A 12,995-nucleotide genomic window follows, 5' to 3' on the forward strand; every position below is an offset into this window, starting at 1 on the left:
TTAATGTTATGAACCGAATACTTCTTGCAATAATTGCATCTGCTATTACTATGTCTTCCTTTGCCCAGGTGGATAGTACAGAAGCCCAAAAGGCCGATACCATAAGGGTAGGCAGCATGATCATTATCAAAAAACAGGGTAAGGAAGAAAAGGATACTAAAGAAATAACAATATCCAACCGTTCACATAAACGTTATAATTCCAATGTTAGCACCAACTGGGGTATCGTTGACCTGGGTTTTTCCAACTGGAACGATCAAACAAATTATAGCTCCGCTGAAGCACAGGCATTTGCTCCTGGCTTTAACAAGGATGCACTGGAATTGAATACAACCAAATCCATCAACGTTAATATCTGGTTCTTTATGCAGCGCCTTAACATGGTAAGCCATGTATTGAATTTGAAATATGGACTGGGTCTTGAATTGAACAACTACAGGTTTGATGATAAAAGAGTACACCTGCAAAAGAATCCAACACAAATAACACTGGATCCTGATTATGCCAATTTAAAAAAGAACAAATTAGCCGCAGATTATATTACAGTACCCATGATGTTGAATGTAAACCTTACGCCTGGCCGCAATAAAGGTTTTGGATTCAGCGGTGGTGTTAGTGCAGGTTTTCTCTACTCATCCCGCCAGAAAACAAAAGGCAGTGATGGAAAGCATAAGATCCATGATGATTATGACCTGCGCAAATGGAAACTCTCCTATATAGGTGAATTAAACCTTGGACCAGTGAAATTGTACGGTAGCTATGCTATGAAAAGTATGTGGGAAAAAGGGCTGGATCAAACACCTTACAACGTAGGTATCCGTTTGAGCAACTGGTAAACTTACTTAACTGATAATTTAGTGGAAACCCTTTGTTTTAGACAGAGGGTTTTTTTATTTTGCAAAGTCTCGTTAAAGATATTAACAGCCCAAAATAAAAAGATTTTGAACAGCGTTAAGCCAATGAGAAACGCTAAACCTCTGGAGTTATGAAAACCGCCATTTTTCTTTCGTGCCTTATTGCAGGGGGCAGTTTGTTTGTTAAAACCCATAAAACAAAAACAAGCCTTACCCTTCCGGCATATAAAGCCACTACCTCCAAAAGATCTTTTTCCTCCATGCCTATTGCACCTGTTTCTATCACCATTGACAAATCAAGCTATGAATTGTATGTCTATGATGCCAAGGGATGGTACGCCACCTACCCTGTAGTGTTTGGCAACAGCTCGCTTGATGATAAAAAAATGGAAGGTGACCGTAATACTCCTGAGGGCACTTTCAGGATAGTAAACAAAAGGGTACACGAAAAATGGGACAGATACATGGGTCTTGATTATCCTACGCAGGAAAGCATTTATAAATTCAATGAGCGCAAAAGACGTGGAGAGATACCAAGTTCTGCCCGTCCGGGTGCTGGTATAGGCATCCATGGTGTATGGCCTCACGAGGATTTTGTAATAGACCGCTACAAGAACTGGACAAATGGCTGCATTTCCCTAAAGAATTCTGATGTTGAAGAATTATACAGGTTCATACCCGTGGGAACACCTGTCACCATTCGTAAATGATTCAATGCAACTCATTTAAAAAGCTACCTACCTCTTTTTCCCAAAGTATTGGGTCTGATTCAAGGTAAGAATCATGGTCAGCCTCTGGATATAGAACCAATTTCTTTTTTTGGCTTGCCAGGTGCTGATAAATTGATTCAATTTCATTGGCTGTAACATACCTGTCCCGCTCGCCCCATTGCAATAATATAGGGCAGGTCACACTATTGGCATATTCGGCAGTATTCAAGCTAAACCCATTGAACCCGCTTTCAATACCTATCCAAAGCGTAGTAAAAAAAGCAAAGGGCTCCGAGGCAAAGCCAGTAACCCTGGCCCTGGTTTTCAGGTGGTCATGAAGGGAACCAAAAGGCATATCTGCAATAATTGCATCAGGAGCTACCAGCTTTTGCGATACAGCCTTTATGGCCAATACAGCACCCATGGAAACGCCATACAAGATGACATAGTGATTTCCTTGTTCTTTGGCAAAGTTGAATGCTTTAATGACCTCTTCGGTTTCCTTAAATCCAAAGCTTGTAGAATTACCTTCTCTATTACCATGTGCCCTCAGATCAACCATCAGCACATTGTATCCCCATTCCCTGAAACGAAATGCTTCTGCATTTAAAATGCTTTTATTAGAGCTATACCCATGAAACATGATGATACATTTCCTGGAAGAGGGCAACTCGCTGTACCATGTATCAATTGAAAGGTCTTCATTTAGTTTTAGAAGTACATATGTAACAGGAAATGTAGGAAGCGGTTCTTTGTCATTCCTGTAAAAAGAAGGCCCGGTAAATAATTTCCAGGTTTTGACTAAAATATTATCATTGTTAATAGCAGGCGGCTGACCTTGTTTAAAATGAGTGAATTTGAAGGCATAAGAAGCAGCAGATATGTTCAATAATACCAACTGCACAAAAACCACCCATAGGATGGTCTTTAAAAATGCAGGTAGTTTACGTTTTGTAATGGAACTCATGCAGAAACAAGCAAATGTACTCGTAGATGCTAATAAATCATAAACATTAGCATATGCCCTTAAGACTATAATTTTCCTCCTGCAATAGCTTCAACAACAGTAGGGTCAAGCAAAGTAGTCGTATCACCGAGGTTGCTGGTTTCTCCTTCTGCTATTTTTCGTAAGATGCGTCGCATGATCTTGCCACTTCTTGTCTTAGGCAAGGCAGCCACAAATTGTATTTTATCTGGTTTGGCAATTGGTCCTATGATCCTTGACACAGTTTGAAGGATATCGTTTCTCCTGCTGGTTTCATCACCATGAGTGCCCTGGAAGATAACATATGCATAAATGCCCTGACCTTTTACATCGTGATGGTAACCTACCACGGCACTTTCAACAACACCGGAGTGCATATTAATGGCATTTTCCACTTCTGCAGTGCCAATGCGGTGCCCGCTAACATTTAATACATCATCTACCCTGCCAGTGATCCTGTAATTACCTTCTTCATCTCTCAAAGCACCATCACCAGTAAAATACAGGTTAGGATAAGCAGAAAAATAGGTCTGCCTGCAACGATCATGGTCACCATAGGTAGTTCTAAGAATAGACGGCCAGGGTGCCCTGATGCATAAGTTACCCGAAGCAGGATTTCCTTTCACCTCTACTCCATTTTCATCTACCAGGAGAGGCTCTACGCCGGGCAATGGCAAAGTGGCATACGTGGGTTTGGCTGGCGTAATTCCCGCCATATTAGAAATAAGGATTCCCCCGGTTTCTGTTTGCCACCACGTATCTACAATAGGGCATTTACCCTTACCTATATTTTCATCATACCAATGCCACGCTTCTTCATTGATCGGCTCTCCCACTGTACCTAAAACTTTCAAAGAAGAAAGGTCTTTCCCTTCCAGCGGCTTCAAACCAAAGCCCATTAGCGAACGTATAGCTGTTGGCGCAGTGTAAAGGATATTCACTTTGTGCCTGTCCACAATATCCCAAAAGCGACCGGCATCGGGCCAGGTTGGTATTCCCTCAAACATAACACTGGTACCACCTGCCGCCAGTGGACCATAGACAATATAACTATGACCGGTTATCCAACCGATATCTGCAGTGCAGAAATGAACCTGGCTTTTTTGATATTGAAAAACATTCACAAAGCTGTAGGCAGTAAACACCATGTAGCCTCCAATGGTATGGACAACACCTTTGGGCTTGCCGGTAGAACCAGATGTGTAAAGTATAAACAAAGGATCTTCCGCATCCATTTCCACTGCAGGGAAGGAAACGACATTGTCTTTTTCAATCTGTGATTCCGCATGCTCCATTTCATCTTCCCACCACACGTCACGTCCTTTGATCATGGAGACCGGCGTCCGGGTACGCGTATATACTATTACTCTTTTCACGGTTTTATTACCTATCAAAGCATCGTCAATAACATCCTTAAGTGGTATAATTTTTTCTCCCCGGTATGCCCCATCACACGTAACTATATATTCAGCGCTGGCATCTTCCAGCCTGTCGGCAATGCTTTGTGCAGAGAACCCTCCAAAGATCACACTATGTATGGCCCCTATCCGGGCACACCCCAGCACGGCATAAGCTAATTCCGGAACCATGCCCATATAGATACAAACCCTATCGCCTTTTTTTACGCCATTGTTCTTTAATACCTGCGCAAACTGGCAAACCCTTTTGTGAAGACGGTTATAGGTTACAACTCTTACCCTGTCTTCCGGGTTATTGGGCTCCCATATCATGGCCGGCTTATCACCCAACTCTTCCAGGTGACGATCAATGCAATTTTCTGTGATATTTAGTTTTCCTCCTTCAAACCACTTAACAGAGGGTTCAGTAAAATTCCACTGCAGGGTTTTATCCCACTTTTTGCGCCATAGAAAGTTTTCTGCTACTTGGCTCCAGAATCCTGAAGGATCTTCCGTACTTTTTTTATAAGCTACTTTGTATTCGTCTAGTGATTTAAATTGGTAAGGATATGACATTCAATAAATGGTTTGAAAGTTTAAACTTAAAGAAAATGTAAGAATATGAACTTCAATATTTGTTTCTCTTTTAATTCCAAACTCATCTACTATGTAGGGTGTATTTGTTTTTGCAAATAATAATAATAATAGTATTTATATAACAGTTAAAAATGGGAAAGCCTTGTGATTCCATTATTTTTGCGCCCTGATGAAACACCAAAGGAACAAGATGAATCTATGGCAAAAGGTCTCCAGTATACTAATGCTGGTCACTTTAGCCTGGTTAACCATCAGCATTCCTTATGTTTACCAGGGTCGCCAGTTGGGTAAAGAACAGACGGAACAAAAATCCCGCAACTCCACAGACCAGAATACTAACCCTTTATCTAATACCACGGAAGAGAAAACGCACAGTGTAACCAATACACTTTCAGAATATTTGCATGAAATGCACCAAACTGAAAATTACTTTACCTTAGTAACAGTGCATCATAAATGCCATTCTACAGCATTGTACTATGCTTTTCATCCTGAATTAATTTCTCCCCCTCCCGAAGCATAGCCTCATTTTCAACTTTTTATTTATTGGATCTATTCTTAGAGGAATTCCTATGCCTGTGCAATTATAAAGGCATTGGGTATTCTGACTATTCTTTTACTCACTATTAATTATTAAAGATGAGGCGTTCAACCTTTTCCATTAAAAATCTTGGTGCAGATATAACTGCATCTATTGTAGTCTTTCTTGTAGCATTACCGCTTTGCCTGGGTGTGGCTCTTGCTTCTAATGCTCCTTTATTCAGCGGTTTGATCTCAGGTATTATTGGCGGTATTGTCATTGGTTTTCTTAGTGGTTCACAGTTAAGTGTCAGCGGTCCCGCAGCTGGTCTTACAGCCATTGTTGCAGCTGCGATATTAAAACTGCCTTCTTTTGAAACATTTTTGCTTGCGGTTGTTATATGCGGATTATTCCAGGTGTTATTTGGTTTTATGAAAGCAGGCATTATCGGGGATTTTGTTCCTAATAGTGTGATCAAGGGAATGCTGGCAGCTATTGGTTTGATATTAATATTAAAGCAGTTGCCCCACCTGGTGGGATATGACAGCAACTTTGAAGGTGATGAATCGTTTCTGCAGCCTGATAATGAAAATACATTCAGTTCCATTGGTAATGCTTTCAAATATATTACCCCTGTAGCTGTAATTATTGGTATCCTGTCATTGGTCTTTCAATTCGGATGGGAGAAATTCACTTCCACTAAAAAAGGATTTATCAAACTAATACCTGCTCCACTGATCGTTGTGCTGATAGGTATTGGCATCCTTCAAATAGCTAATGGATCCACATATTCCTTAGACCCTTCACATATGGTAAACATACCACAGGCATCATCGGCCTCAGAATTTATTTCCTTCTTTACATTACCAGACTTTGCGGGCTTTGTTAATAAGGAAGTATGGATAGCTGGAATCACATTGGCACTTGTGGCCAGCCTGGAAACATTATTAAGTATTGAAGCCATTGACGACCTGGACCCTTACCAGCGTGTGACAAATAAGGAAAGGGAACTAAAAGCCCAGGGCATAGGTAATATGCTATCGGGTCTTGTTGGTGGATTACCCATTACCTCCGTCATTGTACGATCATCTGCCAATGTGAATGCAGGTGCTAAAAGTAAGATGTCTACAATGATGCACGGAGGATTGTTGCTACTGTGCGTAGCCCTCATTCCTTCCATTTTGAATATGATTCCGAAAGCCGCGTTAGCAGCCATATTAATATTTACCGGATATAAACTGGCAAAGCCTTCATTGTTCAAATCATATTATAAAAAAGGATGGGATCAATTCCTGCCATTTGTATTGACTATCCTGGCCATCCTGTTCACCGACCTGCTGATAGGTGTATTGATAGGCATTGGCGTAAGCATCTTTTTTATTGTAAGAAGTAACTTTAAAACATCCGTATTTATTGTTCATGATGATAACCGTTATCTGTTCCGGCTGAGAAAGGATGTTACCTTTCTGAATAAACCTTACATAAAAAATAAACTGGAGGAGGTACCCGAAAAATCATTTGTATTAATCGATGCCAGCCGTGCAGATTTTATTGATAAAGATGTTGTGGAAGTAATCGAGGACTTCACCAAACACGCCTCCTTAAAAAGCATCCGTGTACAGGTAAAAACCAGGCATGCTGACAGGCATGGCATTAAAACGAATAACCATATAGTGAAAGTAAAGGAGAATAATATTGTTGCCAATTGATGATTACAACGTAAAGCAAGATAAATTTGAAAACCATAAAATAGCTAAAATGAAATCATACGAAAAATTGTTACTGGAAAATAAAGCCTGGGCCGCAGAGAAAAAAGAAGATGATGCAGATTATTTTGAGCGACTGGCTAAATTACAAACCCCGGAGTTTTTATGGATCGGGTGTAGTGATAGCCGTGTGCCGGCAAATGAAATTACAGGTACCCAACCAGGCGAAATATTTGTACACCGAAATGTTGCCAACCTGGTCATTCACACAGATGTCAACCTACTAAGTGTGCTTGATTATGCCGTTACACATTTGAAAGTAAGGCATATCATTGTATGCGGTCACTACGGTTGTGGAGGTATTAAAGCAGCAATGACCAATCACGATTTTAAATACGTGCTTAATATGTGGCTGCGTAATATTAAGGATGTTTACCGCTTATATAGTGAAGAACTGGAAGCCATAAACGATGAAGAGTCACGCGCTGACAGGCTGGTAGAATTAAACGTGAAGGAGCAGGTCATTCACCTTGCCAAAACATCTATAGTGCAGCGTGCCTGGAAAAACGACAACAGGCCTCACCTGCATGGCTGGGTATATGGTTTAAAAGATGGTATCATCAAGCCGGTATTTGAAATGACTGCCGGAACACCTCTCGATCCCATATATGAATATGATGATCTGTAATTATTATTTCAGGAAAACTCACGGAATGTTGCCTGGTATTGTTTATTGAAACACTGTTACAAGCAAGTAGCCTATTATACATAAAAAGGCTTTCTCCTACTGGGGGAAAGCCTTTTGTTTTTTACCATCACTTATTAGGGTTCATCTTCTATTGTTATCTCATTTTAATAATTGATAGCTTCAGGCCCTACTCATTACTGGGTTCGTTGAATAAGTTACAATCATCCATTTCCATTAATGTTACTTCATGGCTGCTTGCATGCAACAGTATTGTTGCCTGAATTTCCTCCCTTCCATCTCCATTGTATCCGCGGCGAATTCCCGCATCGGAACGGGTATAGTACAGGGATACTACGGAGTTACTACGGCGATACATCTGGTTTATATAGCCGTAGTCTGGTGTTACCATTACCTGAAATCAGAACAAGCAATTAGTAAGCAAAAGTATTTAAATGGCATGCAGGAATAATTGGTAAGCAGATCTTTCCTTATATTTAAAATTAAACCTCAAACAATGGCGCAAACCCCTGCAAAGGGCATCTGGAAAATCATTACTGCATCCTCAGTTGGCACACTGATAGAATGGTATGACTTTTACATTTTCGGCAGCCTGTCCACCATTATTGCTGCAAAATTCTTCCCGGCTGGCAATCCAACCACAGCCTTGCTTGCCACACTGGCCACATTTGCCGCAGGTTTTATTGTAAGACCGTTCGGTGCACTTTTTTTTGGAAGATTAGGTGATCTCATTGGCCGCAAACATACCTTTCTGCTTACACTCATCATCATGGGTAGCTCCACATTTCTCATCGGGCTTATACCTTCCTATGTAACCATAGGTTTCTGGGCACCTTTGATAGTGCTATTACTCCGCCTGCTGCAAGGGCTGGCATTGGGAGGAGAATATGGAGGTGCCGCTACATATGTTGCCGAACATTCACCAGAGCACCGCAGGGGATTCTTTACCAGCTGGATACAGATCACGGCCACACTGGGATTGTTTGTTTCATTGGTTGTTATACTGGGCGTGAGAAGATTGGTAGGTGTTGAAGAATTTACCAATGGCAATGGCTGGCGCTATCCATTTTTATTATCCATCGTTTTGGTGCTTATTTCCATCCTCATCAGGTTGAAGATGAAGGAATCTCCTTTATTTACCCAGTTGAAAGAAGAAGGTAAAACTTCTGTTAACCCTATTAAAGAAAGCTTTGGTCATAAGGAGAATTTTAAGATGGTGCTCCTGGCTCTCTTTGGCGCAACTATGGGGCAGGGAGTGATCTGGTATACCAGCCAGTTCTATGCACAGAGCTTTATTCTTACCAAATGCAATGTTGAATATGAGCAGGCCAATTCCATAATTATGATCGCATTGTTACTGGCCACACCATTTTTTATTGTATTCGGCGCTCTATCTGATAAATGGGGGAGAAAGAACATCATGCTCTTTGGTATGCTATTAGGGGTGCTCTTATACAGGCCCATTTTCCAGCAACTATATTCCCTTGCAGACACTTCAGGAAAAGAAGTAGTTACTAATACTGTAATTGAAGGACAGGTAGGCAGTAATATGAAAGTTCCGGCAGTACTGACAAATTATACAGATGGCACTGTATTAAAAGTGGCTACTACTACCTCCTCCACCGGCGTAAAAACCACTAAAGAAGTTGTTTTGAATGGTAATACTAAATGGAAGATGATCTTGCTGGTCACTGCCATGGTATTATTTGTTACCATGGTATACGGACCTATAGCCGCCTTTTTGGTAGAAATGTTTCCTACCCGCATCCGCTACACTTCCATGTCACTGCCTTATCACATAGGTAATGGCGTTTTTGGTGGACTGGTACCATTTATTGCCACGCTTATCACCACCATTCCAGGGACCAATTATTTATCTGGTTTATGGTACCCTATTGGTGTGGCAGCCCTTTGCCTGGTAGTGGGTGGATTATACCTTTCCAATAAGATAGAAGAACATGTTACTGATGAAATAGCAATTAAAGGTGAGGGCCAGATGGAACTTCCTGTTATATAATATAAACATATGGATAAGATCAAAAGAATACTGGGGCTGTTGTGGATGATATTAGGACCCATAACAATTGCTGTCTTAATAACAAGTGCTGTTCAAAACATAAGTGCCGGTGGAACAGCGGACATACATAAACCTTTGCCCTGGTTGATCATCATTGGTATCTTCACTCCTATAGCGATCGGGCTTACAATATTTGGCTGGTATGCATGGAAAGGCGCTTATGACGGCGAAATCAAAACCTGAAAGGGAAGCTCACGTGCCGACTTGAATAACTGCGTACATTTGAAGCATGTCCATTGAAGTAAAGAACTTACTGAAACAATACGGCGAACAAAAAGCAGTCAACGGGATATCTTTTAAAGTGAACAAAGGTGAGATTGTAGGATTTCTAGGGCCTAATGGGGCTGGTAAATCCACTACGATGAAAATGATCACCGGTTACCTTCAACCAGATGCTGGAGATATAAACGTAAGTGGGATAGATGTTACAAAAGACCCGCTTGCTGCCAAGAAGAAGATCGGGTACCTGCCGGAGTCTAATGCTCTTTATTATGACATGTATGTGCGGGAATACCTTGATTTTATTGCCGACGTTCACGAAATAACTGATAAGAAAAAAAGAATAGAAGATGTCATTCAACTGACAGGACTGCTACCTGAAAGCAAAAAGCGGGTGGGTCAGTTATCAAAGGGATACAAGCAAAGAGTTGGACTGGCTGCCGCCTTATTACATGATCCTGAAGTGTTGATTCTGGATGAACCAACCAGTGGCCTTGACCCCAACCAGATACTTGAAATAAGAAATGTGATAAAGGAACAGGGGAAGAATAAAATGGTTCTTTTCTCTTCTCATATTTTACAGGAGGTAGAGGCTATCTGCGACAGGGTGATCATCATTAATAAAGGAAAACTGGTAGCCGATAATACGCTACAGCAATTGCAACAACATTCTAACCTGAACCTGGTCAAGGTCAGCTTTAAAGAACCCCTGGAACCCGAATGGATAAAAAGACTACCGGGTATTAAATCAGTTTCGCAGTCAGACAGGTTTAGTTTCACTATAGAAACCAGCGATCCCGACACTGTAAGAAGGGAATTAAAAAAGTTAGAGGCAGAAAATAATCTTGATATTGTTTCTTTGCAAAGTGAAAACCAGAGCCTGGAGGAAGTGTTCAGGACGCTGACTGGTAATGTTCCACCTGGCAGTTAATCATTTTCATACAAGCTCTCTTTTATAAAAGAACTAAAACTTAAAAACTATAAACTACAACAATGAGTTACATAGCCGAAATTTTCGCCAGACAAATACTTGATAGCCGTGGCAATCCAACTGTGGAAGTGGATGTGATAACAGATGAAGGTGCCTTTGGAAGAGCAGCAGTTCCAAGTGGTGCCAGCACAGGTGTACACGAAGCAGTAGAATTGCGTGACAACGATAAAAAGATCTATGTAGGTAAAGGAGTATTGAAGGCAGTAGAGAATGTAAATGAGATCATTGCCAAAGAGATCATTGGATATGATGTGGCGGACCAGACAGGCGTTGACCAGTTAATGATTGAGCTGGATGCTACAGAAAACAAAAGTAAGCTTGGTGCTAATGCCATGTTGGCTGTAAGTATGGCTGTGGCAAAGGCAGCCGCAGAAGAAGCTTCATTACCCTTGTTCCGTTATATTGGTGGCACTAATGCCAAAACGATTCCTGTACCCATGATGAATATCCTCAACGGGGGTGCGCATGCTGATAATAAGATTGACTTCCAGGAATTCATGGTCATGCCAGTTGGCGCTTCTTCTTTCAGTGAAGGATTGCGATGGGGAGTTGAGATCTTTCATGCCCTGAAATCTGTATTGAAGAAAAAAGGATACAGCACAAACGTAGGTGACGAAGGTGGTTTTGCTCCTAATATCGGATCGAATGAAGAAGCTATTGAAACAGTCCTGGCAGCTATTGATGCAGCCGGATATAAAGCAGGCTCACAGGTTTTCATTGCTATGGATGCTGCCAACAGTGAATTGTATAAAAATGGCAAGTACGTCTTTCATAAAAGTGATGGCAAGACCATGACCAGTGAGCAACTGGTAAAATACTGGTCTGACTGGGTGGCTCAATACCCTATTATATCTATTGAAGATGGAATGGCTGAAGATGATTGGGAAGGATGGGCAATGATGACAGAGGCTTTAGGAAAAAAGATTCAATTGGTGGGTGATGATCTTTTTGTAACCAACGTGAAGCGCCTGAAAAGAGGCATTGACGAACATATTGCCAATGGTTTATTGGTTAAAGTGAACCAGATAGGAACTATTACAGAAACCATCAACGCTGTTACCATGGCACAGCATAATGGTTACAATACAATCATGAGCCATAGAAGTGGTGAAACAGAAGATACAACAATCGCGGATTTGGCTGTTGCACTGAATTGCGGCCAGATCAAAACAGGATCTGCGAGTCGTACAGATAGGATAGCCAAGTACAACCAGCTGATCCGTATTGAGGAATTACTGGGGGCTTCGGCTTATTACCCTTCCAACAATTTAAAATTCGGAAAGTAAAATACAAGCCACCTCCGGGTGGCTTTCTTTTTTATGGAATTTGATGTTACACTTCTGAAAGGAAAGTTTGTATACCTGGAAAAGCTTGCCCCGGAGCACTCCAAAGTTTTGAAGGAGTTGGCAAAGGATGAAAGGATATGGGAATACACGAAAACCTTACTGATCAACGAAACATTTGATTTGCAGGCAGACAGTTACCTGGCCACTGCAATGGACAGAAATGCCCTTGGAGGCCAGCAGGCTTTTGTCATTCGCCAGGTAACTAACAATGAGATCATTGGTATGACCAGGTTGTATGGAATAGAACCTAAAGATAAAAGGGTCAGCATTGGGTATACCTGGTATATTCCCAGGGTTTGGGGTGATGTCCATAATAAAGAATGCAAATTATTGCTATTGCGATATGTCTTTGAAATATTGGGGTTCAACAGGGTTGAATTATATGTGGCAGGACAAAATATAAGATCACAGAAAGCAGTGGAGAAAATTGGTGGCGTAAAGGAAGGTGTTTTAAGAAACCATGGCTTTAGACCCGATGGTAGCCTGCGAGATACCGTAATATTCAGCATTTTAAAGGAGGAATGGCCAGGAGTGAAAGAAAGGCTTATTGAAATGGTGGAAGCATGAGACTTTTTAATGTCGAACAAGGAATATCGAATAATGAAGTTTTTAGGACGGTTATGCTCAATTAACTGTGTCATTTTTTTAATAGTCTGTCTCCAAAATAGTTCATCAGTTCAGTTCTAACGGTTGACCATCCAAACATTTGTCCATGCCACTTGGTATTTGCATTTATGGTAGCCAGGTATATTTGTTTTACGATGGCATCTTCACTGCTAAAGGCTCCCTTTGTTTTAGTAACCTTTCTAACCATACGGTGATAGCTCTCAATGGGATTGGTGGTATAGATGATCTTTCTGATGGCTGGTGTGTAATCGAAGAACCTC

At 41.2% G+C, this 12,995-nt stretch carries 14 protein-coding genes; 10 read left to right on the plus strand and 4 right to left on the minus strand.

What is annotated here, in order from left to right:
- The first annotated feature begins 8 nt into the window (after nucleotides 1–8).
- Together BUA53_RS19840 and BUA53_RS19845 are read left to right on the plus strand one after the other, a co-directional pair.
- Nucleotides 9–836: an outer membrane beta-barrel protein gene (locus tag BUA53_RS19840; protein WP_245793236.1), complete on the plus strand. Its 828-nt coding sequence runs from the start codon at nucleotides 9–11 to the stop codon at nucleotides 834–836.
- 149 nt (nucleotides 837–985) lie between these two features.
- Entirely contained in the window at nucleotides 986–1,564 is a 579-nt protein-coding gene (locus tag BUA53_RS19845; protein ID WP_072837143.1) for a L,D-transpeptidase family protein, read from the plus strand.
- Nucleotide 1,565: 1 nt separating this feature from the next.
- Here BUA53_RS19845 and BUA53_RS19850 read toward each other — a convergent pair whose 3' ends face one another.
- The gene (locus tag BUA53_RS19850) at nucleotides 1,566–2,531 is read right to left on the minus strand and encodes an alpha/beta hydrolase (protein WP_072837144.1); all 966 of its coding nucleotides are present in this window, start codon (nucleotides 2,529–2,531) and stop codon (nucleotides 1,566–1,568) included.
- 65 nt (nucleotides 2,532–2,596) lie between these two features.
- Nucleotides 2,597–4,522, minus strand: coding sequence for an acetate--CoA ligase (acs, locus tag BUA53_RS19855; protein WP_072837145.1), 1,926 nt, complete (start codon nucleotides 4,520–4,522; stop codon nucleotides 2,597–2,599).
- A 211-nt stretch (nucleotides 4,523–4,733) separates the two neighbouring features.
- Here acs and BUA53_RS19860 point away from each other — a divergent pair, with 211 nt between their 5' ends.
- The 3 genes from BUA53_RS19860 (at nucleotide 4,734) to BUA53_RS19870 (ending at nucleotide 7,457) form a co-directional block, all read left to right on the plus strand.
- Nucleotides 4,734–5,066, plus strand: coding sequence for a hypothetical protein (locus BUA53_RS19860; protein WP_139256516.1), 333 nt, complete (start codon nucleotides 4,734–4,736; stop codon nucleotides 5,064–5,066).
- A gap of 116 nt (nucleotides 5,067–5,182) precedes the next feature.
- Entirely contained in the window at nucleotides 5,183–6,772 is a 1,590-nt protein-coding gene (locus BUA53_RS19865; RefSeq protein WP_072837147.1) for a SulP family inorganic anion transporter, read from the plus strand.
- A gap of 49 nt (nucleotides 6,773–6,821) precedes the next feature.
- Entirely contained in the window at nucleotides 6,822–7,457 is a 636-nt protein-coding gene (locus BUA53_RS19870) for a carbonic anhydrase (RefSeq protein WP_072837158.1), read from the plus strand.
- 187 nt (nucleotides 7,458–7,644) lie between these two features.
- On the opposite strand, the gene BUA53_RS19875 is transcribed toward BUA53_RS19870, so the two are convergent.
- Nucleotides 7,645–7,866, minus strand: coding sequence for a hypothetical protein (locus tag BUA53_RS19875; RefSeq protein ID WP_139256517.1), 222 nt, complete (start codon nucleotides 7,864–7,866; stop codon nucleotides 7,645–7,647).
- A 105-nt stretch (nucleotides 7,867–7,971) separates the two neighbouring features.
- Here BUA53_RS19875 and BUA53_RS19880 point away from each other — a divergent pair, with 105 nt between their 5' ends.
- From BUA53_RS19880 to BUA53_RS19900, 5 genes are all read left to right on the plus strand, one after another.
- Nucleotides 7,972–9,492, plus strand: a complete 1,521-nt coding sequence (locus BUA53_RS19880) for an MFS transporter (RefSeq protein WP_072837149.1) — start codon at nucleotides 7,972–7,974, stop codon at nucleotides 9,490–9,492.
- Nucleotides 9,493–9,501: 9 nt separating this feature from the next.
- Nucleotides 9,502–9,735 carry a DUF6814 family protein gene (locus tag BUA53_RS19885; RefSeq protein WP_072837150.1) on the plus strand — a complete coding sequence of 78 codons (234 nt, stop codon included), beginning with the start codon at nucleotides 9,502–9,504 and terminating at the stop codon, nucleotides 9,733–9,735.
- 46 nt (nucleotides 9,736–9,781) lie between these two features.
- Complete coding sequence (gene gldA, locus BUA53_RS19890) at nucleotides 9,782–10,702, plus strand: gliding motility-associated ABC transporter ATP-binding subunit GldA (RefSeq protein ID WP_072837151.1); 921 nt, start codon at nucleotides 9,782–9,784, stop codon at nucleotides 10,700–10,702.
- 62 nt (nucleotides 10,703–10,764) lie between these two features.
- Nucleotides 10,765–12,048: a phosphopyruvate hydratase gene (gene eno / locus BUA53_RS19895; protein ID WP_072837152.1), complete on the plus strand. Its 1,284-nt coding sequence runs from the start codon at nucleotides 10,765–10,767 to the stop codon at nucleotides 12,046–12,048.
- Nucleotides 12,049–12,081: 33 nt separating this feature from the next.
- Nucleotides 12,082–12,675, plus strand: a complete 594-nt coding sequence (locus BUA53_RS19900; RefSeq protein WP_072837153.1) for a GNAT family N-acetyltransferase — start codon at nucleotides 12,082–12,084, stop codon at nucleotides 12,673–12,675.
- Between the two features lie 70 nt (nucleotides 12,676–12,745).
- Here BUA53_RS19900 and BUA53_RS19905 read toward each other — a convergent pair.
- Nucleotides 12,746–12,995 (minus strand): transposase (locus BUA53_RS19905; protein ID WP_175546121.1); only part of this gene is annotated, 250 nt, incomplete at its 5' end.

Source organism: Flavisolibacter ginsengisoli DSM 18119, assembly GCF_900129295.1.
GTDB classification, from domain to species: Bacteria; Bacteroidota; Bacteroidia; order Chitinophagales; family Chitinophagaceae; genus Flavisolibacter; species Flavisolibacter ginsengisoli.

Bases quoted from the DNA above. Each gene is read 5' to 3' on its own strand.
- BUA53_RS19840 (WP_245793236.1), top strand. From the start codon at position 9: ATGAACCGAATACTTCTTGCAATAATTGCATCTGCTATTACTATGTCT.
- BUA53_RS19845 (WP_072837143.1), top strand. From the start codon at position 986: ATGAAAACCGCCATTTTTCTTTCGTGCCTTATTGCAGGGGGCAGTTTG.
- BUA53_RS19850 (WP_072837144.1), bottom strand. From the start codon at position 2,531: ATGAGTTCCATTACAAAACGTAAACTACCTGCATTTTTAAAGACCATC.
- acs (WP_072837145.1), bottom strand. From the start codon at position 4,522: ATGTCATATCCTTACCAATTTAAATCACTAGACGAATACAAAGTAGCT.
- BUA53_RS19860 (WP_139256516.1), top strand. From the start codon at position 4,734: ATGAATCTATGGCAAAAGGTCTCCAGTATACTAATGCTGGTCACTTTA.
- BUA53_RS19865 (WP_072837147.1), top strand. From the start codon at position 5,183: ATGAGGCGTTCAACCTTTTCCATTAAAAATCTTGGTGCAGATATAACT.
- BUA53_RS19870 (WP_072837158.1), top strand. From the start codon at position 6,822: ATGAAATCATACGAAAAATTGTTACTGGAAAATAAAGCCTGGGCCGCA.
- BUA53_RS19875 (WP_139256517.1), bottom strand. From the start codon at position 7,866: ATGGTAACACCAGACTACGGCTATATAAACCAGATGTATCGCCGTAGT.
- BUA53_RS19880 (WP_072837149.1), top strand. From the start codon at position 7,972: ATGGCGCAAACCCCTGCAAAGGGCATCTGGAAAATCATTACTGCATCC.
- BUA53_RS19885 (WP_072837150.1), top strand. From the start codon at position 9,502: ATGGATAAGATCAAAAGAATACTGGGGCTGTTGTGGATGATATTAGGA.
- gldA (WP_072837151.1), top strand. From the start codon at position 9,782: ATGTCCATTGAAGTAAAGAACTTACTGAAACAATACGGCGAACAAAAA.
- eno (WP_072837152.1), top strand. From the start codon at position 10,765: ATGAGTTACATAGCCGAAATTTTCGCCAGACAAATACTTGATAGCCGT.
- BUA53_RS19900 (WP_072837153.1), top strand. From the start codon at position 12,082: ATGGAATTTGATGTTACACTTCTGAAAGGAAAGTTTGTATACCTGGAA.